We start from the raw sequence: 22,949 nt of genomic DNA on the forward strand, positions 1-22,949 counted from the left end.
AATATGTTACGGGTCTACCACTCCAACCGTCTGGATGTGCTGGAAGCATTGATGGAGTTCATTGTTGAGCAGGACAGACTCAACGACCCCTTCGAGCCTGAAATGGTGTTGGTGCAAAGTACCGGTATGGCACAGTGGTTGCAGATGACGCTGTCGAAGCGTTTTGGCATTGCCGCTAATATCGAATTCCCGCTCCCGGCAAGTTTCATCTGGGATATGTTTGTTCGCGTCTTATCTGAAATCCCAGAACAAAGTGCGTTCAACAAGCAAAGCATGAGCTGGAAATTAATGACGTTGCTTCCGGCAATGCTGGAGCAGGAGGCATTTTCGCCTTTGCGTCACTATCTGGCCGATGACAATGACAAGCGCAAACTCTTTCAGCTCGCTTCGCGTATTGCTGACCTGTATGACCAGTATCTGGTTTATCGCCCAGAATGGCTGACTCGCTGGGAAGCCGATGAGCGTGTTGAAGACATCGATGACGCACAAAACTGGCAGGCGCCGCTATGGAAAGCGCTGGTTGATCATACTGCAGCGCTGGGCCAGCCGCTCTGGCATCGTGCCAACCTGTATCAGCGTTTTATTCGCGCTCTGGAAAGCAGTGAACAGAAGCCTGCTGGCCTGCCCTCTCGCGTGTTTATTTGCGGGATTTCAGCTTTACCGCCGGTTTATCTGCAAGCGCTGCAGGCACTGGGTAAACATGTAGATGTGTATGTGCTGTTCACCAACCCCTGCCGTTATTACTGGGGCGACATCAAAGACCCGGCTTTTCTGGCTAAGCTGTTAGCGCGCCAGCGTCGGCATCACCGTGAGCAGCGCGATCTTCCGCTGTTCCGAGACAACATTCAGGCACCCGCGTTGTTTAACGCCGAAGGCGAGCAGGACGTCGGTAACCCGATGTTGGCGTCGTGGGGCAAGCTGGGGCGTGATTACATCTATTTATTGGCGGGGCTTGAGCGTTATCAGGAACTGGATGCTTTTGTCGATATCGAACCGGATAACCTGCTGCATAACCTGCAATACGACATTCTGGAACTGCAAAACAGCGCCATTGCCGGGCGTACAGCGGAAGAGTTTGCTCGCAGCAACAGTAAACGCACGCTGGATCCTGAAGATCGCAGCTTAAGTATTCACGTCTGCCACAGCCCACAGCGCGAAGTGGAAGTGCTGCACGATCGTCTTCTCGCGATGCTGGAAGACGATCCTACTCTTTCGCCGCGCGACATCATCGTGATGGTTTCCGATATCGACAGCTACAGCCCGTTTATCCAGGCGGTGTTTGGCAGTGCGAGCGGCGAGCGGTACGTGCCCTGGGCTATTTCTGACCGCCGGGCACGTCAGTCACATCCGGCGCTAGAGGCGTTTATCACTTTACTTTCCCTGCCGGACAGTCGCTTCGTCAGTGAAGATGTACTCGCCTTGCTTGACGTTCCGGTGCTGGCGGCTCGCTTCAATATCGATGAAGAAGGGCTGCGCTATCTGCGCCAGTGGGTCAATGAATCTGGCGTACGCTGGGGAATGGACGATGATAACGTTCGCGAATGGGATCTCCCGCCAACGGGCCAGCATACGTGGCGCTTCGGTTTGACGCGTATGCTGCTCGGTTATGCGATGGAAAGCAGCCAGGGTGAGTGGCAGTCGATTCTCCCTTACGACGAATCCAGTGGGCTAATTGCCGAACTCGTCGGGCATCTGGCTTCTCTGCTGATGAAGCTGAATCAATGGCGTCATCGTCTGAGCGAAGAACGGCCGCTCTCTGAATGGCTGCCCGTATGCCGCGAGATGCTCAATGATTTCTTCCTGCCGGACACGGATACCGAAGCGGCTCTGACGCTTATCGAACAACAATGGCAGGGCATTATCGATCAGGGTCTGGAATCGCACTACGGAGAAACCGTCCCACTTTCACTGCTACGTGATGAACTGGCGCAGCGCCTTGATCAGGAACGCATCAGTCAGCGTTTCCTCGCTGGGCCCGTAAACATTTGTACCCTGATGCCGATGCGTTCAATTCCGTTCAAAGTGGTTTGCCTGCTCGGCATGAACGACGGAATTTATCCGCGCGCATTAGCCCCACTCGGGTTTGATCTGATGAGCCAGAAACCTGTGCGCGGCGATCGTAGCCGTCGCGATGATGACCGCTATCTGTTCCTCGAGGCGTTGATGTCAGCGGAACAAAAGCTCTACATCAGCTATATCGGTCGTTCCATTCAGGACAACAGCGAGCGCTATCCTTCGGTTCTGGTTCAGGAACTGGTGGATTACATCGGCCAGAGTCACTGTTTGCGAGGGGATGACGAGCTCAACTGCGATGAAAGTGAACGTCGGGTGAAAGCGCATATTTCGCATCTGCATAGCCGTATGCCGTTTGATGCCGTGAATTTCCAGCCTGGAGAAACACAAAGCTATGCCCGCGAATGGCTGAATGCCGCAAGTCTTGAGGGCGAAGCGCACAGTGATTTCATCCAGCCATTACCGCCTGTCGTTATTGAAACGCTGCCGTTAGAACAGTTGCAACGATTCTGGTCACATCCTGTCAGAGCATTTTTCCAGATGCGTTTACAGGTGAATTTCCGCATTGAAGACAATGATATACCGGAAACGGAGCCTTTTACTCTGGAAGGCCTGACGCGTTATCAGCTGAACCAGCAACTGGTGAATACGCTGGTTGAAGAACAGGATGCGGGTCTGATGTACAGCCGTTTCCGTGCGGGTGGCGAACTGCCCTACGGTGCATTTGGCGAAATCGCCTGGGATGACCAACGTCAGGAAATGCAGGCGCTGGCCGACAGAGTCAATGCCTGCCGCTTGCCAGGAAAAAGTCTGGAAATTGACCTGCAGTGTGACGGGGTCAATATTACTGGTTGGCTGCCGCAGGTACAGTCGGATGGCCTGCTGCGCTGGCGTCCGTCGATGCAGAACGTCTCGCAAGGGATGCAACTTTGGCTTGAGCATCTTGTCTATTGTGCCAGTGGTGGAATCGGTGAAAGCCGGTTGCTGCTGCGTAAAGACAGTGAATGGCGATTCCCGCCGCTGGCTGCCGATGAAGCCATGAAGTACTTAGCTGAGCTGGTGGCTGGCTACCGCGAAGGCATGTCTCAACCGCTCCTGTTCCTCCCTGAAAGTGGGGGGGCATGGCTGAAATCCTGTTATGACAGCGAAAATAATGTCATTTTATGGGATGAAGAGACGCAGCAGAAAGCGCGCAGTAAGTTTATGCAGGCTTGGGAAGGCAATATGGTTGTTCGTGGCGAGAGTGCCGATGTCTGGTATCAGCGCCTGTGGCGAACGCTGGAGTCTGAAAACGTTGAGGCGATTATCGCGCAGGCTGAACGTTATCTGCAGCCCGTTTTTCGCTTCCATCAGTCATAACGGTTGTATAAAAATTGCGCAGATATTCGGATTCCATTATCATGCGCAACTTGTCACGGACTGATGTACACAAGTGAGGCTGCCATTCAGAGCAGCTCAGAAGTTTGTTAATGATGAGGTCCGTGAATGCCCCGCAGCACCTGGTTGAATGTTGTATTTATCGTGTTGTTCGCCCTTTGGGCGCCCTTAAGTCAGGCCGACAATGGATGGCAACCGATAAAGGAAACCATCCGCAAAAGCGAGAAAGATCCCCGTCAATATCAGGCTATCAAGCTTGATAACGGTATGGTCGTGCTGCTTGTTTCCGATCCGCAGGCCGTTAAATCACTGTCTGCGTTAGTCGTGCCGGTAGGTTCGCTGGAAGATCCCGATTCACATCCGGGTCTGGCGCATTTCCTTGAGCATATGACTCTGATGGGGTCTAAAAAATACCCGCAGCCAGACAGCCTCGCCGAATACCTTAAAATGCACGGCGGCAGTCACAATGCCAGCACCGCGCCCTATCGCACCGCGTTTTATCTTGAGGTAGAAAACGATGCGCTCGAAGGGGCAGTAGACCGCCTCGCAGATGCAATTGCTGAACCTCTGCTTGATAAAAAATATGCCGACCGGGAACGTAACGCCGTTAATTCCGAGCTGACCATGGCGCGCAGCCGTGACGGCATGCGCATGGCACAGGTGAGCGCGGAAACCATTAACCCGGCGCACCCGGGGGCGCGATTCTCCGGCGGCAATCTCGAAACGTTGAGCGATAAACCGGATAGCCCGGTGCTGGATTCCCTGCACGCGTTTCGCGACAAATACTACTCCGCGAACCTGATGAAAGCCGTTATCTACAGCAATAAACCGTTGCCGGAACTGGCGAAAATGGCTGCCGAAACCTGGGGCCGAGTGCCGAATAAAAATATCACGCGTCCGGAGATCACTGTTCCAGTAGTCACCGATGCGCAGAAAGGCATCATCATTCATTACACGCCTGCCGTGCCTCGTAAGGTGCTGCGCGTTGAATTTCGTATCGATAACAACACGGCGCAGTTCCGCAGCAAAACGGATGAACTTGTCACCTATCTGATTGGCAACCGTAGTCCGGGAACGCTTTCCGACTGGTTGCAAAATCAGGGGTTGGCAGAGGGGATTCGTGCCGATTCTGATCCGGTGGTGAACGGCAACAGCGGTGTGCTGGCGATTTCCGCAACGCTCACTGACAAAGGCCTGGCTCATCGTGACCAGGTTGTGGCCGCTATTTTCAGCTACCTCGATATGCTCCGTCAGAAAGGCGTTGATAAACGTTATTTCGATGAACTGGCGCACGTGCTAGATCTCGATTTCCGCTATCCGTCGATTAACCGCGATATGGATTACGTCGAATGGCTGGCGGATACCATGATCCGCGTTCCCGTTGAGCACACGCTTGATGCAGTGAATATTGCTGACCAGTATGATGCGAAAGCCATTAGCGACCGCCTGGCGATGATGACGCCGGAAAATGCACGTATCTGGTATATCAGCCCGAACGAACCGCACAACAAAACCGCCTATTTCGTCAATGCGCCATACCAGGTCGATAAAATCAGTGCCCAGACATTCAGCCAGTGGCAGCAGGAATCGGCGAAGATAACCCTGCAACTGCCCACCCTGAACCCGTATATTCCGGATGACTTCACGCTGATTAAGCCTGAAAAAGTGGTTGATAAGCCTCAGTTGATTGTTGATGAACCGCAGTTGCGCGTGGTGTATACCCCGAGCCGCTATTTTGCCAGCGAACCGAAGGCCGATGTCACTCTGGTGCTGCGTAATCCGCGTGCGATGGATAGCGCGCGTAACCAGGTCATTTTCGCGCTGAATGATTATCTGGCAGGCATTGCCCTCGACCAACTGAGTAACCAGGCGTCGGTAGGCGGTATCAGTTTCTCCACAGGCGCAAATAATGGTCTGATGGTTAACGCAAACGGCTATACCCAGCGTTTACCGCAGTTGTTTGATGCGCTGCTGCAAGGTTATTTCAGCTATCAGCCAACCGAAGAGCAACTCGCACAGGCGAAATCCTGGTATACGCAAATGCTTGATTCTGCTGATAAGGGCAAGGCGTTCGATCAGGCTATTATGCCCGTCCAGATGCTTTCGCAGGTGCCTTACTTCCAACGCGAAGAACGCCGGGGTTTGCTGCCATCCATTACGCTCAAAGATGTTTTGACCTGGCGAGATGACCTGAAAGCGGGCGCGCGTCCGGAATTCCTTGTTGTGGGGAATATGACGGCAGAGAAATCCACTGAACTTGCCCGTCAGGTGCAAAAGCAGCTGAACGCCCGCGGCACGGAATGGTGTCGCAATAAAGACGTGGTGGTGGATAAGCAGCAGAACGCTATTTTTGAGAAAGCGAGCAGTACCAGCGATTCCGCACTTGCTGCGGTGTTTGCCCCGCCGAAAGCCGATGAATTCAGTAGCTCTGCCGCCAGCGCCATGTTGGGTCAGATTATTCAGCCCTGGTTCTACAATCAGCTGCGCACCGAAGAACAGTTGGGTTATGCGGTGTTTGCTTTCCCGATGAATATCGGTCGTCAATGGGGCGTAGGCTTCTTGCTGCAAAGCAGTGACAAACAGCCTGGTTTCCTTTGGCAGCGTTTCAAAGCCTTTTTCCCAACCGCTGAGGCAAAGCTGCGGGCGATGAAGCCTGAAGAGTTTGCTCAGATGCAGCAATCGGTGATTGCCCAAATGCAGCAGCCGCCACAAACATTGGGTGAAGAAGCCTCGAAGCTCAGCAAAGATTTCGATCGCGGTAATATGCGTTTCGATTCACGTGATAAAGTAGTGGCTCAGATAAAACTGCTTACGCCGCAAAAACTTGCTGACTTCTTCCATCAAACGGTGGTGGAGCCGCAGGGCATGACCGTCCTCTCTCAGGTCTCCGGCAGCCAGAACGGGAAAACAGAGTATGTTCACCCGAAAGGCTGGAAGGTTTGGGAGAGCGTCAGCGCGTTGCAGAAATCCATGCCGTTGATGAGAGAGAACGAATGACCGAGACCGCCGAGTCCTTAAATCCCCTGCGCTTACCGTTAACAGGTGAGCGCCTGATTGAAGCCTCAGCGGGCACCGGAAAAACCTACACAATTGCCGCACTCTATCTGCGGCTGTTGCTCGGATTAGGCGGCGAGGCCGCCTTTTTCCGTTCTGTCGATGTCGAAGAGTTGCTGGTAGTGACGTTCACCGAAGCGGCCACCGAAGAACTGCGTGGCCGTATTCGCAGCAATATTCACGAACTGCGCATCGCTTGTCTGCGTAACAGCAGCGATAACCCGCTGTATGCCAGCCTGCTGGCCGAAATCCCCGACCCTGAACAAGCCGCACAAGTGCTGCTGCTGGCTGAACGGCAGATGGATGAAGCGGCGGTGTTTACCATTCACGGTTTCTGTCAGCGCATGCTGAGCCTTAACGCCTTCGAATCCGGCATGCTGTTTGAACAGCAGCTCATCGAAGATGAATCCCGGCTGCGCTTTCAGGCCTGCGCCGACTTCTGGCGACGCTACTGTTATCCGCTTCCCCGCGAAGTAGCAGAAGCCATTCATGCGAGCTGGAAAGGCCCGCAGGATCTGTTGAAATCCATCGATCGTTACCTGCAAGGTGAAGCGCCGCAGCTTAAAACACCGCCGTCTGACGAAACGCTGATTGAGCGCCATCAACAGATTGTTGAGCAGCTCAGTGAATTGAAAGCAGCGTGGCTGGCGGCTGTCAGTGAAATTGGCGATCTGCTGGAAAATTCCGATCTCGACAGACGCAAGTTTAATCGCGGTAATCAGGGCAAATGGATCGATAAAATAAGTGCCTGGGCAACGGAAGAAAATACCGGCTATCAGTTACCGGATTCGCTTGAAAAGTTTGCTCAATCTTTCCTCTATTCCCGAACCAAAGAAGGTGGAAGCCCGCCACAACACCCGCTGTTCGACACCATCGAAGCTCTGCTGACCACGCCGCCTTCGCTTAACGATCTGGTGATTTCGCGGGCGATGGTTGAGATCCGTGAGGCGGTCGCGCGCGAAAAACAGCGCCGGGGCGAACTGGGCTTTGACGACATGTTGAGCCGCCTGGATGAGGCATTGCAGGGCGAAAGTGGCGATGCGCTGGCTTCAGCCATTCGTCAACGTTTCCCGGTGGCGATGATCGATGAATTTCAGGATACCGATCCGCAGCAGTACCGTATTTTTCGCCGTATCTGGCGGCAGCAGGCTGACACAGCGCTGCTGTTGATTGGCGATCCAAAACAGGCAATTTACGCGTTTCGCGGCGCGGATATTTTTACCTATATGCGCGCGCGTGGCGACGTCTCTGCTCATTACACCCTTGATACCAACTGGCGTTCCGCGCCGGGTGTGGTAGACAGCGTCAATCGTCTGTTCAGTCTTTCCGATAATCCTTTTATGTTCCGCGACATTCCCTTTTTGCCGGTCAAATCCGCGCCCAAAAATCAGGGACTGCGCTTTGAGCTGAAAGGTGAGGACCAACCCGCGATGAGCTTCTGGTTAATGCCAGGTAGCAATGTGGGGGCAGGGGATTATCAGGCTTTTATGGCGCAATTATGCGCCGGGAAAATTCGCGACTGGCTCAGTGCCGGACAGCGGGGTGACGCGCTGTTGTGGCGTGGTGAAAAATCGCGCCCGGTCGCGGCATCTGACATTACCGTGCTGGTACGTAATCGGCAGGAAGCGGCGCTGGTGCGTGATGCACTAAACGTGCTGGGCATTCCATCGGTTTATTTATCTAATCGAGACAGCGTATTCGAAACGCCAGAAGCCCAGGAACTGCTGTGGCTATTGCAGGCCGTACTGGCCCCGGAAAGGGAAAGTAGCCTGCGTAGTGCGCTTGCCAGTTCGCTGTTTGGCCTTAACGCGCAGGATATTGAACGTCTCAATCTGGATGAATTGGCGTGGGATGCGGTAGTCGAGGAGTTCAGCCGTTACCGTCAACTCTGGCAACAACGGGGCGTGATGGCGATGCTGCGGGCGCTGATGGCGGCCCGTAATATTGCAGAAAATCTGTTGGCGACACAAGGCGGTGAGCGCCGTCTGACCGATATTCTGCACATCAGCGAATTGTTGCAGGAAGCTGCCGGGCAACTCGAAAGTGAGCACGCACTGATGCGCTGGCTGGCTCAGCAAATCGGTGGGCCCGAAAGCGGCTCGTCCAGCCAACAGATGCGTCTGGAAAGCGATAAACACCTGGTGCAAATCGTCACGGTGCATAAATCGAAAGGGCTTGAGTATTCACTGGTGTGGCTGCCGTTTATCGCCCGCTATCGCAAACAGGATCAGGCGTTTTATCACGATCGAAACTCTTTTGCGGCGGTGCTCGATTTGCACAATGGCGAGGAAAGTCTTGAACTCGCCGAAGCCGAGCGGCTGGCGGAGGATTTGCGTTTGCTGTACGTGGCACTGACCCGCGCCATTTGGCATTGCAGTTTAGGCATCGCCCCGCTAAGCCCGCGCCGCAGTGATAAAGCGACCGACACCGAACTGCATCACAGCGCGTTAGGACGGCTGGTGCAAAAAGGCGAAGCCAAAGACGCGGCAGGGCTTGAAACTTGCTTGCGTGAACTGTGCAATGAACACATCGCGCTGCATATTCCCACGCTACCGGAAGGGGGGCGCTGGCAAGCCGTTGCGCCGGAAATGCCGGAGTTACGGGCCAGAGAGATGCAGCGACGTATTGTCGACGACTGGCGAGTCACCAGTTATTCCGGCCTGCAACAGCGAGGACACAGCGTAGCGCAGGATCTTCTGCCGCGTCTGGACATCGATGCGGCGGGTGTCGCAGACGTTTCCGACGAGCCGGAACTGTCGCCTCACCACTTCCCACGCGGTGCGTCGCCGGGAACGTTTCTGCATAGCCTGTTTGAAGAGATCGATTTTACTCAGCCGGTGTCTGAAACGTGGATGCTGGAGCAGTTAGAACGCAACGGTTTTGAGGTCAAATGGGCGCCGGTTCTGACGCAGTGGCTGACCACGGTGCTGCAAACGCCACTTTCTGGCGCGGGAATTTCCCTGAGCCAACTGACCGCCAAAAATAAACAGGTCGAAATGGAGTTTTATCTGCCGATTGAACAATTGCTTATTCCGCAGGCGCTGGACGGCTTAATTCGCCAGCACGACCCGCTTTCGGCAGGCTGTCCGTCGCTCGATTTCCGTCAGGTGAGCGGGATGCTGAAAGGCTTTATTGACCTGGTTTTCCGCCACGATGGGCGCTACTACCTGCTGGATTACAAATCAAACTGGCTCGGCGAAAACAGCGAAGCCTACACTCAGGCGGCGATGACGCAGGCGATGCAATCGCACCGCTACGATCTGCAATATCAACTGTATAGCCTGGCGCTGCACCGTTATCTTCGTCATCGGCTGACAGATTATGATTATGAAAGCCACTTCGGCGGCGTGATTTACCTGTTCCTGCGTGGCGTGGATGGTGGCGACAGCGGACAAGGCATTTTTGCCACTCGCCCGGATCGCGCGTTGATCGACGGTCTTGATGAGCTGTTTGCAGGCGATACACAGGAGGTGAGATGATGACCATGGAAGCCCTGTTGATGGAAGCCGCGCAACAAAAGTTGTTGCGCCCGCTGGACGTGCAGTTCGCCCTGATGGTGGCAGAACAGGGCAACCCAGCGGTGATGCTGGCGGCGGCGCTGTTGAGCCGTGATGCAGGGGAAGGGCACGTCTGTTTGCCGCTCTCCCGTTTTCACCCTGATGAGCAATGCACCGGGCGTGCTCAAGTGCTTTGGCAGCAACTGTTTGAACGGGCTGGGCCTGTTAATCAGATTGAAGAGTGGCTGTTGGCTTCTCCTGCCGTCAGTGATGGATCTGAGGCGACGCCGCTGGTGTTGTGTGAAGGGCGACTTTACCTCAACCGCTTGTGGCGCAATGAACTCGCAATTGCCCGTTTTTTCAGTCAGGCAGAGCCCGTTTTCTCCGGCGATGAAGCGCAACTGAGCGCCACCCTGGCGGCACTGTTTCCCCCTACCGAAGAAATAGACTGGCAAAAAGTGGCCGCAGCAGTGGCGCTGACCCGTCGTATCTCGGTGATTTCTGGCGGCCCGGGGACCGGGAAAACCACCACAGTGGCGAAACTACTGGCGGCGATTATTCAGACCAATACTCAGCCGAAATGCCGTATTCGGCTGGCCGCGCCCACTGGTAAAGCGGCCGCGCGTTTGACGGAGTCTTTAGGGGCTGCATTGCGCCAGTTACCGTTAACCGATGAACAGAAAAAAATGCTGCCTGTGGAAGCCGGAACGCTGCACCGTCTGCTTGGGGCGCAGCCCGGTAGCCAACGACTGCGTTATCACGCGGGTAATCCGCTGCATCTGGATGTGCTGGTGGTGGATGAAGCCTCAATGATTGACCTGCCGATGATGGCACGGTTGATCGACGCACTGCCCGCGCACGCCAGAGTCATTTTCCTCGGCGACCGCGACCAACTGGCCTCGGTAGAGGCGGGGGCTGTGCTGGGGGATGTTTGCGCTTGGGTGAATGTCGGGTATACGCAGGAACGTGCCCAGGAATTAAGTCGTTTGACCGGAATGGATGTGCCTGCTGGCGAAGGTCATGCAGCCGGCGCACTGCGTGACAGCCTGTGCCTCCTGAGAAAAAGCTACCGCTTCGGCAGTTATTCAGGCATTGGTCAACTGGCGAGAGCGGTGAACAACGGCGATGCCAAGGCGATGAAAGCGGTCTTTGCGCAAGACTTTTCCGATATCGCCCTGATGCCACTGCGCACCACCGCAGAGTATGAATCGATGCTGGAAGATGCGGTGACAGGTTATGCAGATTATCTGGCCCTTTTGCAGGCGCGTGCTGAACCTGCCGATATTCTGGAGGCTTTCTCACACTATCAGGTACTTTGCGCGCTTCGTGAAGGGCCTTATGGCGTGAGTGGCGTTAATGAACAGCTTGAACAGACGTTGGCGCGTAAGCGGCGCATTGCGCTGTCACGGCACTCTCGCTGGTATGAAGGGCGTCCGGTGATGATTGCCCGCAACGACAGCGCACTTGGGTTGTTTAACGGCGATATGGGCATTGCGTTAGACAGAGGCACAGGGCTACGTGTGTGGTTCCCGATGCCGGATGGCACAATCAAATCTGTGCAGCCGAGTCGTTTACCGGAACACGACACCGCGTGGGCGATGACGGTGCATAAATCCCAAGGCTCTGAGTTTAATCATGCGGCGCTGATTTTGCCGTCACAAAGCGTGCCGCTGGTGACCCGTGAACTGGTGTACACGGCTATCACCCGTGCTCGTCAGCGGTTGTCGATGTATGCCGACCCGGTGCTACTGGGGCAGGCGATCACCGTCAGAACCGAAAGACGCAGTGGGCTGGCGGCGTTGTTTGCTCAGTTTGGCTAATACCGATTTTTTCATCAGCCCGGTTAGCGTTCGCGCCACCGGGCAGCATTTCAGAAAACACTCAGGTTAAATCTGCCATCAGCACCTTCGAACGACGCTGATAGTTGTACATCTCTTTTTTACTCTCCGGCAGTAAATCCACTTCAACCGGCATAAATCCACGTTCCTGGAACCAGTGAATGCTGCGCGTCGTCAGCACAAACAGCTTGCTGAGGCCCATCTGCTTCGCCTGCGCCGCAACGCGCTCGAGCAACACTTCGCCGCGTGCAGAACTGCGATAATCAGGATGCACCGCCACACAGGCCATTTCGCCAATGCGTTCTTCCGGGAAGGGATACAGCGCGGCACAGGCGATGGTTGTGTTATCGCGTTGAATGACCGTGAATTTGTCGATTTCCATTTCCAGTTGTTCGCGTGAGCGGCGCACCAGAATGCCCTGTTGTTCCAGTGGCTCAATCAGCTCAAGGATCCCACCGATATCGTTGATGGTGGCGCGGCGAATTTGCTCGGCGCTCTCCATCACAATTTGGGTGCCAATGCCGTCGCGGGAGAAGAGTTCCTGTAACAGTGCGCCATTTTCCTGATAGCTCAGCAAGTGACAGCGACGCACACCGCTGCGGCAGGCTTTAACTGCCCCACGCAGAAAGCGCACAGTGCCGGAGTAATAATCCCCTTCGTTTTCCAGCGTTTCGACTCTGGCCTGGGCTTCATTAGGAAATAACTCGGGAATAATCGCGCCCTGGTTGTCTAAAACGCCCTGGGAAGAACAGAAGCCGATCATCTTTTCCGCTTTGAGCTTAATGGCTAATTGAGTGGCGATTTCTTCGGACGTCAGGTTGAAACTTTCGCCGGTCACGGAGACAGCAACAGGCCCCATCAACACAATAGCGCCACTGTCGAGCTGGCGATGAATCGCTTCTTCGTCGATGCGACGAATGCGCCCGCTATGGCAGTAATCTATGCCATCATCAACGCCCAGCGGTTGTGCGATGATGAAGTTCCCGCTCACCACATTGATGTGTGCGCCCTGTAATGGCGTGTTATTGAGGCTCATTGACAGGCGTGCAGTGATGTCGAGTTGTAACATTCCTGCTGCCTGTTTCACCAGGTCGAGCGTTTTGGCGTCAGTCACACGCGTATTTTTGTGATACAGCGGCTCATGATGGTGTTCCGCCAGATTGGCATCAATCTGCGGGCGTGCGCCGTAAACCAGCACAAGGCGAATCCCTAAACTGTGTAGTAATCCTATATCGTTGACTATGCTTGAAAAATTCTCATGCTCAATCGCTTCGCCGCCGAGCATAATGACAAACGTCTTACCCCGGTGGGCGTTAATGTAGGGCACAGAATGACGAAATCCTTCAACCAGTTCGGTTTTACGTTCCTTCACCACAGTACAACCTCGATGCATGATTATTCGTAATTAATGTATTTTTATTCTGTTTTGCTTGTCAGTGCAAGCAGCAATTTCAACGAATGTGCAAAGAAAGATGCATAGAAAATGAAATGAATCAGGATTGTTTACCCTTTTATAGATGACAGTTTATGCGGCTTTGGTTAAAGTTTTCGCTCAAACGAGTCGTTTAAACTGCTAAATTGAATTTTTTGCTTGGGAGAGGCATGTCTGGAAGTCAGTCAGGATTAAGCCGTCGTCGCTTCATTAAGGGAGCGGGGGCCATGTGGTTACTCAGCGTAAGTCAGATTGGTCTGGCAGCTGACAGCCGGGTTGTGGCTGTGCGCGTCTGGCCTTCATCCACCTATACTCGCGTGACGATAGAATCCAGCCATGAACTGAAATATAAGCAGTTTGCGCTGAGCAATCCGGAGCGAGTCGTGGTCGATCTCGAAGGCGTGAACCTCAATTCTGTGCTGAAAGGCATGGGCGAGCAGATCCGCAGCGACGATCCCTATATCAAATCGGCACGCGTGGGGCAGTTCGATCCGCAAACTGTACGCATGGTGTTTGAACTCAAGCAAAATGTGAAACCACAGCTGTTTGCGCTGGCTGCCGTGGCAGGATTTAAAGAGCGTCTGGTAATGGATCTTTATCCGTCCACGGCGACGGAAATGCAGGATCCTCTGCTGGCACTGCTGGAAGATTACAATAAAGGCGATCTCGATAAGCAGGTGCCTCCAGCACAAAGTGGCCCACAGCCGGGTAAAGCCGGGCGTGACAGACCGATTGTTATCATGCTTGACCCAGGGCATGGGGGGGAAGATTCCGGTGCGGTGGGCAAATATAAAACGCGCGAGAAAGACGTGGTGCTGCAAATTGCCCGTCGTTTGAAAACGCTCATCGAGAAAGAAGGCAACATGAAGGCCTACATGACGCGCAATGAAGACGTTTTCATTCCGCTGAAAGTTCGTGTCGCCAAAGCGCAGAAACAACGTGCTGACCTGTTTGTCTCCATTCATGCGGATGCCTTTACCAGTCGCCAGCCGAGCGGTTCATCAGTGTTTGCCCTTTCGACGAAAGGCGCGACCAGTACCGCAGCAAAGTATCTGGCGCAAACGCAGAACGCCTCGGATTTGATCGGCGGTGTCAGCAAAAGTGGTGATCGTTATGTCGACCACACTATGTTCGATATGGTGCAGTCGCTGACCATCAACGACAGTCTGAAATTTGGTAAAGCGGTGTTGGGCAGATTAGGTAAGGTGAATAATCTGCATAAAAACAGCGTGGAGCAGGCCGGTTTTGCGGTATTAAAAGCGCCGGACATCCCGTCGATTCTGGTGGAAACAGCGTTTATCAGTAACGTCGAAGAAGAACGTAAACTTAAGACAGCAACGTTCCAGCAGGAAGTGGCGGAGTCGATTCTGGCCGGGATCAAAGCCTATTTTGCCGATGGCGCAACGCTCGCGCGACGTGGCTAAAAGAGAGTCAGAAAGAGAGAGTGGCGCCGAAAGGCGTCATTTTTTTGAGCATTCGCCGGATTTTAGATACAAAAAAACACCCGTTAGGGTGCCTATTGTTTTATGAAGTGGTTGCGGGAGCCGGATTTGAACCGACGACCTTCGGGTTATGAGCCCGACGAGCTACCAGGCTGCTCCATCCCGCGTCCGTCAACTTATCGTCATCTCAGATAAGCTTTATTCTTCATTATGTGTTGGTTGCGGGAGCCGGATTTGAACCGACGACCTTCGGGTTATGAGCCCGACGAGCTACCAGGCTGCTCCATCCCGCGTCCGAGTGCTTACCCTTCCATCAGGTAAACCTTTCTACACATTGTAATGCTTTACATCTTAATTGGTTGCGGGAGCCGGATTTGAACCGACGACCTTCGGGTTATGAGCCCGACGAGCTACCAGGCTGCTCCATCCCGCGTCCGTGGAAGCGCACTATACGCTGGTCGCGATTTGATGCAACCCTTTTTTGCATAATTGGAACAGAGTGGATGAAAACGGGTCATATAGTCTGTTTTTTGCGCAAAATGGGGCGAGTGGCACGTTAACGCATTTCAATACCCCGGGGGGTTTGTTATCTTCATCACGCATTTAGCATAGAGAGAAGACGAGATACCATGAAAGGACGTTGGGCCAAAATTCTGGTGACAGGCGCAGTGATGACGATGCTCGCCGCCTGTTCCTCTAAGCCGACCGATCGCGGTCAACAGTATAAAGACGGCACCTTTAACCAGCCGTTTTCTCTGGTGAATCAGCCAGAAGCCGTAGGGGCGCCGATTAACGGCGGGGATTTCGCTCAGCAGGTTAATGAAATCCGTAACGCCTCGCCGCGCCTTTATGGCAGCCAGAGCAATGTCTTTACCGCCGTTCAGCAGTGGCTACAGTCCGGGGGCGATACCCGTACTATGAAGCAATACGGGCTGGACGCCTGGCAGATGCAGGGCGCGGATAACTACGGCAACGTTCAGTTCACGGGTTACTACACACCAGTAGTAGAAGCGCGTCATACACGACAAGGCGAGTTCCAGTATCCGATTTACCGTATGCCACCGAAGCGCGGCCGCCTGCCGTCACGTGCGGAAATCTATGCTGGCGCGCTGAGCGACAACTATATTCTGGCCTACAGCAACTCCCTGATGGATAACTTCATCATGGACGTTCAGGGCAGTGGATACATTGATTATGGTGATGGTTCTCCGCTCAACTTCTTTAGCTATGCCGGGAAGAACGGCTGGTCGTACCGCAGTATCGGCAAAGTGCTCGTCGATCGCGGCGAGTATAAAAAAGAAGATATGTCGATGCAGGCGATCCGTCAGTGGGGCGCAACCCACAGCGAAGCGGACGTGCGTGCCCTGCTGGAAGAGAACCCGTCGTTCGTGTTCTTCAAGCCGCAATCTTTTGCGCCTGTAAAAGGTGCGAGCGCGGTGCCGCTGATTGGCCGTGCGTCAGTGGCGTCTGACCGGAGCATTATTCCGCCAGGCACAACGCTGTTGGCGGAAGTCCCACAACTGGATAACAACGGTAAGTTCAACGGTCACTATGAACTGCGCCTGATGGTCGCGCTGGATGTGGGTGGGGCGATTAAAGGCCAGCACTTCGACATCTATCAGGGTATTGGCCCGGATGCGGGTCATCGTGCGGGCTGGTATAACCATTATGGTCGTGTATGGGTCCTTCGCAATGCGCCAGGTGCGGGCAACGTATTCAGCGGTTAACAGAGTCATTTGAGGTTTTATGTCAGTCGTGATTAGCGATGCCTGGCGCCAGCGTTTTGGCGGCACGGCACGTTTATATGGTGAAAAAGCGCTGCAGGTGTTTGCCGATGCGCATGTGTGTGTGGTCGGTATCGGCGGCGTAGGGTCATGGGCGGCAGAAGCGCTGGCGCGTACCGGTATCGGGGCGATCACGCTTATTGATATGGATGACGTGTGTGTCACCAATACCAATCGACAAATCCATGCACTCGGTGGCAATGTTGGGCTCGCTAAAGCGGAAGTGATGGCGGATCGCATTCGCCTGATCAACCCGGAATGCCGTGTCACGGTTGTGGATGATTTTGTGACGCCGGAAAATGTTGCGGGATATATGGGCGTTGGCTTTAGCTACGTTATCGACGCGATCGACAGCGTGCGTCCAAAAGCGGCGCTGATCTCCTGGTGCCGTCGCTACAAAGTGCCCTTGGTCACAACAGGCGGCGCAGGCGGACAAATCGATCCCACGCAGATCCAGGTCGCTGACCTGGCGAAGACTATCCAGGATCCGCTGGCGGCGAAACTGCGCGAACGGCTGAAAAGTGATTTTGGCGTGGTGAAAAACGGTAAAGGTAAGCTGGGCGTAGATTGCGTCTTTTCTACCGAAGCGCTGGTCTACCCGCAGTCAGACGGTTCAGTCTGTGCGATGAAAAGTACAGCCGAAGGGCCGAAGAGAATGGACTGTGCGTCCGGTTTTGGGGCGGCGACGATGGTGACCGCGACGTTTGGTTTTGTCGCGGTATCCCATGCTTTGAAGAAAATGCTGGCGAAAGCGGAGCGTACAGCTTAACCCTGGCGCGCGGCGTTCAGTACCGCGTCGCGCAACGCGTTCAGCCCTTGGTTGCGGGACGCGCTGAGCTGGGTTCGCAAACCTAATTCATCAAAAAAATCCAGCGGATCGGCGGCCAGAAGCTGATCCGCGCTCTTACCTTCTACAGCAGCCAGCAACACGGCTAGCAATCCTCGAACGATCCTTCCTTCACTGTCACCGTAAAAGTGCAATTTGCCTTCTGGCAGACACGTGTGGCCCAGCCAGACGCGGTTTTCACACCCGGCAATTTCCTCGGCTTGTGCTTTCAACGCTTCCGGCAGGGCGGGCAGTTGTTTACCCAGTAAAATCAATTGGCGGTATTTGTCTTCCCATTGATTTAGCGGGCCAAAAATCTGACGTAAGGTATCTTGCGTTACGGTTGTGCCGAACGGATGTCCGGCGAGAGCAGGGCTTGTCATTTAATCCACCAGTAAATCAAGGGCGCGGTCAACGGCGCTCACCAGCGCATGAACATCTTCCTGAGTATTATACGGGGCAAATGAGGCGCGTAGTGTACCGCTCACGTCAAGTGCTGCCAGCAAAGGCTGAGCGCAATGTTGCCCGGCACGCAACGCGATGCCGTATTCGGCGAGCAGCGTCACCATGTCGCTGTGATGCACCCCTGCGAAATCGAAGGCCAGCAGACTGGAGTCCTGACAGCGGAAAGAGCGAAAGCCCGGACGGCGCGACAGTTCTTCTTCGGCGAGTGTGGCAAGACCACGACTCCAGGTTTCGGCCTGCGCAATATCCGTTTGGCTTAACCATTCCAGCGCGGCGCTGAGACCGATCACTCCAGCGACGTTCGGTGTACCTGCTTCCAGACGATAAGGCACGGGTTGCGTTTTGAAACCGTCAAAGGTGACTTCGGTGATCATTTTGCCGCCGCCCAGCCATGGGGTCATCTCGTTCAGCAACTCACGTTTGCCATACAATGCGCCAATCCCGGTTGGGCCATACAGCTTGTGGCCGGAGAAGGCATAAAAGTCGATGTCCAGCGCCTGAACGTCTGCCGGGAAATGCACTACGCCCTGCGCTCCATCGACCATCACCACCATATTGGCGGCGTGCGCGAGTTGAATCGCGCGGGCCAGATCGGGGCAACCGCCAGTGACATTGGACATTTGTCCCAGCGCCAGAATGCGGCTTCTGGCGGTGATTAATGAGGAGAGTTGTTCAACGTCCGGCAGATGATCCGCGCCAATCGGCAGTTTCACGACGCGCGCGCCGGTCTGCTCCGCCACCATCAGCCACGGCACGAGGTTGGCATGATGCTCGGCTTCGCTAACGATGATTTCATCACCGGGCTGCAAACGTGGGCGGGCGTAACACTGAGCCACCATATTTATGGCTTCGGTAGTGCCTCGGGTCCAGACGATATTTTTGCCTTCCGGTGCGTTAATCAATGCCGCGACTTGATCGCGAGCAGCTTCGTAACGTGCAGTGAGTTTTTGCGCCTGCGCAAACTGACTGCGATGCACATTGCCCGCGCTCAGGCTGTAGAACTGCTGCGTGGCGTCGACCACGGCTTGCGGTTTCAGGGCCGTAGCGGCGCTATCGAGATAGACCCCGGCATCGCTCAGCGCCGGAAACTGGGCGCGAAACTGCGCCGGGTTGAATGCGTTCATGATTTTCCTCATTCCAGTTTACCGATCGTCGCGCAAAACACGCGGCAGGGCAAGGACAGGGATGTTCCTCGGAATTTTCTTGTATCTGTGGCAAAGCGATGACAGTGCGTTATGCTGAATTATGTCAGGTGACTGTTTTTGCCTGTTATTCGCAGCACTATCTTTAGCATGAATGGCTAAAAGGAGAAGAAGATGAACAAGACTGCCGCAATGATTTCTGCCTGTATGCTGACTTTTACTCTGAGCGCCTGTTCTGGCCCGAACTACGTGATGCACACCACTGATGGACGGACGATTATCGCTGACGGGAAACCGCAGACGGATGACGATACCGGGATGATTTCGTATAAAGATGCGAACGGTAACAAGCAGCAAATCAACCACAGCGACGTGAAAGAAATGGTCGAGATGGACAAGTAACGGTTGATTTTAAAGCAAAAAAAAGCACCGCAATTTGGCGGTGCTACATTAATCACTATGGACAGACAGGGTAAATGTACAGGAAGTGAAAAGGGGGTAGTCTCGCTACCGAGGTCTGAACTCCAGACCAATTGCAAACACAACAACACAACATCACAACCGTAAGCCAAAAGCCCATCAGAACACGCATTCCGAAAAAAGCTCTTCGTTCCGGCTCAGGAAGTGCCGCCATCATAGGTATTTGCTGGTAGAAGCTCAACGGACAAATTATAATGGCTCAGATAAAAAAAACTAATAGGTTACATGATGTAATCTAATTGTTAAAACTAGTTAACATCTAAGCTAAAACAACCATGTCGAAGCGTTTACCACCTCTGAATGCATTACGTGTATTTGATGCCGCCGCCCGTCATCTCAGCTTCACTCGCGCCGCCGACGAGCTCTTTGTCACTCAAGCTGCGGTAAGCCATCAGATCAAGTCACTCGAGGATTTCCTGGGCCTGAAGCTCTTTCGTCGTCGCAATCGTTCGTTGTTGCTGACCGAAGAAGGGCAAAGCTATTTCCAGGATATCAAAGAGATCTTTTCGCAATTAACCGAAGCAACGCGTAAACTGCAGGCCCGCAGCGCCAAGGGTGCTCTGACGGTCAGTATGCTGCCGAGTTTTGCCATTCAATGGCTGGTGCCTCGCCTTGCAAGCTTTAACTCAGCTTATCCGGGAATCGACGTCAGAATTCAGGCTGTGGACCGTCAGGAAGACAAACTGGCGGACGACGTCGACGTGGCGATTTTCTATGGTCGCGGCAACTGGCCGGGCCTGCGAGTCGAAAAATTGTACGCCGAATATCTGTTACCGGTGTGTTCGCCGTTGTTGTTGACCGGCGAGAAGGCGTTGAAAACGCCCGCAGATATGGCGCAACATACGTTATTGCATGATGCTTCACGTCGCGACTGGCAAACTTATACCCGCCAGTTGGGCTTAAATCATATCAATGTTCAACAGGGACCGATTTTCAGCCACAGCGCGATGGTGCTGCAGGCGGCTATCCATGGACAAGGGATCGCACTGGCCAACAATGTGATGGCGCAGTCCGAAATTGAGGCGGGCCGTTTGGTCTGCCCGTTTAATGATGTTCTGGTCAGCAAGAATGCGTTTTACCTCGTTTGCCATGACAGTCAGGCGGAACTGGGTAAAATAGCCGCCTTTCGGCAGTGGATCCTGGCGAAAGCGGCCAGCGAGCAAGAAAAATTCCGTTTCCGTTACGAACAATAAATGAATTTAGGGTAATGACATGACCAGTCGCTTCATGCTGATTTTTGCCGCCATCAGTGGCTTTGTTTTTGTTGCCTTGGGTGCGTTTGGCGCACATGTATTAAGTAAATCGCTCGGCGTGGTCGAGATGGGCTGGATCCAGACCGGCCTTGAGTATCAAGCGTTCCATACGCTGGCGATTTTCGGTCTGGCGGTGGCTATGCAGCGCCGTATCAGTATCTGGTTCTACTGGAGCAGCGTGTTTATGGCGCTGGGAACCGTCTTTTTCAGCGGCAGCCTTTATTGTCTGGCGCTGTCGCATTTACGCCTGTGGGCATTTGTGACTCCGGTAGGTGGCGTGAGCTTCCTTGCTGGCTGGGTGCTAATGTTGATTGGTGCTATTCGTTTAAAGCGTAAAGGTATCACGCATGAATAAGGTTATTCTCTACTGCCGTCAGGGTTTTGAGAAAGAGTGTGCAGCAGAGATTTCTGACAAGGCATCTCGTCTTGAAGTATTCGGTTTTGCCCGAGTGAAAGAGAACTCTGGCTATGTCATTTTCGAATGTTATCAGCCGGATGAAGCAGAAAAAATCATTCGTGAGCTGCCGTTCAGCTCGCTGATTTTTGCCCGTCAGATGTTTGTGGCCTGCGAATTACTGAAAGACCTTCCACCGGAAGACCGCATTACTCCGGTTGTGGGCATGCTGCAAGGCGTGGTTGAGAAGGGCGGTGATCTGCGTGTCGAAGTCGCGGACACCAACGAAAGCAAAGAATTGATGAAGTTCTGCCGCAAATTCACCGTGCCGTTGCGTTCGGCGCTGCGCGAAGTGAACGTGCTGGCGAAGTTTGAAACGCCGAAGCGTCCCGTCGTGCATGTGTTCTTCATTGCGCCAGGTTGCTGCTACGTGGGTTACTCGCTGACCACTAACAACTCCCCGTTCTATATGGGCATTCCGCGCCTCAAGTTTCCGTCTGATGCGCCGAGCCGTTCGACCCTCAAACTGGAAGAAGCCTTTCACGTGTTCATTCCGGCAGATGAATGGGATGAGCGTTTGGGAAATGGCATGTATGCGGTGGATTTGGGGGCCTGTCCTGGCGGCTGGACCTACCAGTTGGTGAAGCGCAACATGTGGGTTTCTTCAGTGGATAACGGCCCGATGGCGCAAAGCCTGATGGACACCGGACAAGTGACCTGGTTGCGTGAAGATGGTTTCCGCTATCGGCCAACGCGCAATAACATCTCGTGGATGGTGTGCGACATGGTGGAGAAACCGGCTAAAGTTGCCGCGCTGATGGCGCAATGGCTGGTGAATGGTTGGTGTCGCGAAACCATTTTCAACCTCAAATTGCCAATGAAAAAGCGCTACGAAGAAGTGTCGCAGAATCTGGCGTACATTCAGGCGCAGCTCGACGAGCATGGGATCAACGCCCATATTCAGGCGCGTCAGTTATACCACGATCGCGAAGAAGTAACGGTACATGTGCGTCGCCTTTGGGCCGCCGTGGGTGGACGTCGCGACGAGCGTTAAGCTTTTGATCGCTTGCCCGGCCTACATTATGTAGGTCGGGCGAAATTACCGCGCCAACCGCAACTGCTGCAAATTCCCGTCCAGCTGTAAATCCGTCTGTAGCGTCGCCACTTCCCGGCAGATAAACGCCATCTCCTGATGTTCAATGAGTTTCTTACGCCACTTTTCCGGTACGTCGTCCAGATGCTGATAAATCGCTTCGAGCGTGGGAAACTGCGCCAGCAACTCAGTCGCACTTTTCGGGCCAATACCCGCCACGCCCGGCACTTTTGAACTGCTTATTCCTGCCAGACCCCAATAATCCGGGAGTTGCTGTGGCGTCACGCCAAACTCTTGAGTAATAAACGGCGCGTCGAGCCAGCGTTTCTGAAAATAATCACGAATACGAATGGTGGGCGACAACAACTGGCAGTAGCCTTTGTCCGTAGACACAATCGTGGCCTGATGCCCGGCGCTGGCAATTTTCACGGCCAGTGTGGCGGCGAGATCGTCAGCTTCATTTTTAGCAGAAACCCAACAATGCACGCCGTGCTGCTCAAAGACGCGACGAATATTGTCCATTTCGGCGTGCAAATCTTCCGGCATCGGTGAGCGCCCGGCTTTATAGTCCGGGAGGCGCTGGTGTCGCCAGTTTTGATCCCGGGCTTCATCATCAAACACGGCGACGGCGTGGGTTGGCTGGCTATGCAGAATCAGCTGTTGCAGCGCATGCAGACAGGTGTCCGCGCAGGGCGAGCCCTGAACCGCATGAATACGGCGAATTAAATTCAGCGCGTCGACGATAAGCAGATGAACGGCCACGGTTTACCCTTCTTGATAGCAATGCGCTAAGGGTAACATTGTGCGGAATGTGAGGCTATTTAACGCGAAGAAATCAGGAAGACGCCTCGCAAAACGA

At 54.0% G+C, this 22,949-nt stretch carries 15 protein-coding genes and 3 tRNA genes; 11 read left to right on the forward strand and 7 right to left on the reverse strand.

The features are described 5' to 3' along the window. Nucleotides 1-3: 3 nt before the first annotated feature. From recC to recD, 4 genes are all read left to right on the forward strand, one after another. Nucleotides 4-3,372: an exodeoxyribonuclease V subunit gamma gene (recC, locus tag VH187_RS12580; protein ID WP_329701790.1), complete on the forward strand. Its 3,369-nt coding sequence runs from the start codon at nt 4-6 to the stop codon at nt 3,370-3,372. Nucleotides 3,373-3,498: 126 nt separating this feature from the next. Then, on the forward strand, nt 3,499-6,387 hold the full coding sequence (gene ptrA, locus VH187_RS12585; RefSeq protein ID WP_329701791.1) for a pitrilysin: 2,889 nt from the start codon (nt 3,499-3,501) through the stop codon (nt 6,385-6,387). Next, nucleotides 6,384-9,923, forward strand: coding sequence for an exodeoxyribonuclease V subunit beta (recB, locus tag VH187_RS12590; RefSeq protein ID WP_329701792.1), 3,540 nt, complete (start codon nt 6,384-6,386; stop codon nt 9,921-9,923). The genes ptrA and recB overlap by 4 nt, the downstream gene beginning before the upstream one ends. Further along, a complete protein-coding gene (gene recD / locus VH187_RS12595) occupies nt 9,923-11,761 on the forward strand; it encodes an exodeoxyribonuclease V subunit alpha (protein ID WP_329701952.1) in 1,839 nt (612 codons plus the stop codon). The genes recB and recD overlap by 1 nt, the downstream gene beginning before the upstream one ends. A 61-nt stretch (nt 11,762-11,822) precedes the next feature. Here recD and argA read toward each other — a convergent pair whose 3' ends face one another. Then, nucleotides 11,823-13,154 carry an amino-acid N-acetyltransferase gene (gene argA, locus VH187_RS12600; protein ID WP_329701793.1) on the reverse strand — a complete coding sequence of 444 codons (1,332 nt, stop codon included), beginning with the start codon at nt 13,152-13,154 and terminating at the stop codon, nt 11,823-11,825. A gap of 227 nt (nt 13,155-13,381) precedes the next feature. On the opposite strand from argA, the gene amiC reads away from it, so the two are divergent. Further along, the gene (amiC, locus tag VH187_RS12605) at nt 13,382-14,635 is read left to right on the forward strand and encodes an N-acetylmuramoyl-L-alanine amidase AmiC (protein ID WP_329701794.1); all 1,254 of its coding nucleotides are present in this window, start codon (nt 13,382-13,384) and stop codon (nt 14,633-14,635) included. Between the two features lie 108 nt (nt 14,636-14,743). Here amiC and VH187_RS12610 read toward each other — a convergent pair. From VH187_RS12610 to VH187_RS12620, 3 genes are all read right to left on the reverse strand, one after another. Beyond that, nucleotides 14,744-14,820 (reverse strand) — tRNA-Met (locus tag VH187_RS12610). 49 nt (nt 14,821-14,869) lie between these two features. Continuing rightward, nucleotides 14,870-14,946: transfer RNA gene (locus VH187_RS12615), tRNA-Met, on the reverse strand. A gap of 63 nt (nt 14,947-15,009) precedes the next feature. Beyond that, nucleotides 15,010-15,086 (reverse strand) — tRNA-Met (locus VH187_RS12620). Between the two features lie 196 nt (nt 15,087-15,282). On the opposite strand from VH187_RS12620, the gene mltA reads away from it, so the two are divergent. Both mltA and tcdA read left to right on the forward strand, forming a co-directional pair. After that, the gene (gene mltA / locus VH187_RS12625; protein ID WP_329701795.1) at nt 15,283-16,380 is read left to right on the forward strand and encodes a murein transglycosylase A; all 1,098 of its coding nucleotides are present in this window, start codon (nt 15,283-15,285) and stop codon (nt 16,378-16,380) included. Nucleotides 16,381-16,399: 19 nt separating this feature from the next. Next, complete coding sequence (tcdA, locus tag VH187_RS12630; RefSeq protein WP_329701796.1) at nt 16,400-17,206, forward strand: tRNA cyclic N6-threonylcarbamoyladenosine(37) synthase TcdA; 807 nt, start codon at nt 16,400-16,402, stop codon at nt 17,204-17,206. On the opposite strand, the gene csdE is transcribed toward tcdA, so the two are convergent. Both csdE and csdA read right to left on the reverse strand, forming a co-directional pair. Beyond that, nucleotides 17,203-17,646 carry a cysteine desulfurase sulfur acceptor subunit CsdE gene (gene csdE / locus VH187_RS12635; RefSeq protein ID WP_329701797.1) on the reverse strand — a complete coding sequence of 148 codons (444 nt, stop codon included), beginning with the start codon at nt 17,644-17,646 and terminating at the stop codon, nt 17,203-17,205. The two genes, tcdA and csdE, sit on opposite strands and share 4 nt — an antisense overlap. After that, entirely contained in the window at nt 17,647-18,852 is a 1,206-nt protein-coding gene (csdA, locus tag VH187_RS12640) for a cysteine desulfurase CsdA (protein WP_329701798.1), read from the reverse strand. It abuts the gene before it with no gap. A 192-nt stretch (nt 18,853-19,044) separates the two neighbouring features. Here csdA and VH187_RS12645 point away from each other — a divergent pair, with 192 nt between their 5' ends. The 4 genes from VH187_RS12645 to rlmM all read left to right on the forward strand — a co-directional run bounded on the left by VH187_RS12645 (nt 19,045) and on the right by rlmM (nt 22,051). After that, on the forward strand, nt 19,045-19,272 hold the full coding sequence (locus VH187_RS12645; protein ID WP_329701799.1) for a YgdI/YgdR family lipoprotein: 228 nt from the start codon (nt 19,045-19,047) through the stop codon (nt 19,270-19,272). Between the two features lie 353 nt (nt 19,273-19,625). After that, nucleotides 19,626-20,543, forward strand: a complete 918-nt coding sequence (gene gcvA / locus VH187_RS12650; protein ID WP_329701800.1) for a glycine cleavage system transcriptional regulator GcvA — start codon at nt 19,626-19,628, stop codon at nt 20,541-20,543. A 19-nt stretch (nt 20,544-20,562) separates the two neighbouring features. Further along, a complete protein-coding gene (locus VH187_RS12655; RefSeq protein ID WP_329701801.1) occupies nt 20,563-20,958 on the forward strand; it encodes a DUF423 domain-containing protein in 396 nt (131 codons plus the stop codon). Beyond that, nucleotides 20,951-22,051 (forward strand): 23S rRNA (cytidine(2498)-2'-O)-methyltransferase RlmM, encoded by a 1,101-nt coding sequence (gene rlmM / locus VH187_RS12660; RefSeq protein WP_329701802.1) that lies wholly within the window; start codon nt 20,951-20,953, stop codon nt 22,049-22,051. The genes VH187_RS12655 and rlmM overlap by 8 nt, the downstream gene beginning before the upstream one ends. Nucleotides 22,052-22,096: 45 nt before the next feature. On the opposite strand, the gene xni is transcribed toward rlmM, so the two are convergent. Then, the gene (gene xni / locus VH187_RS12665) at nt 22,097-22,852 is read right to left on the reverse strand and encodes a flap endonuclease Xni (protein WP_329701803.1); all 756 of its coding nucleotides are present in this window, start codon (nt 22,850-22,852) and stop codon (nt 22,097-22,099) included. Nucleotides 22,853-22,949: the final 97 nt, after the last annotated feature.

Source organism: Scandinavium sp. (assembly GCF_036271055.1).
In the GTDB taxonomy this organism is placed as follows: Bacteria; Pseudomonadota; Gammaproteobacteria; order Enterobacterales; family Enterobacteriaceae; genus Scandinavium.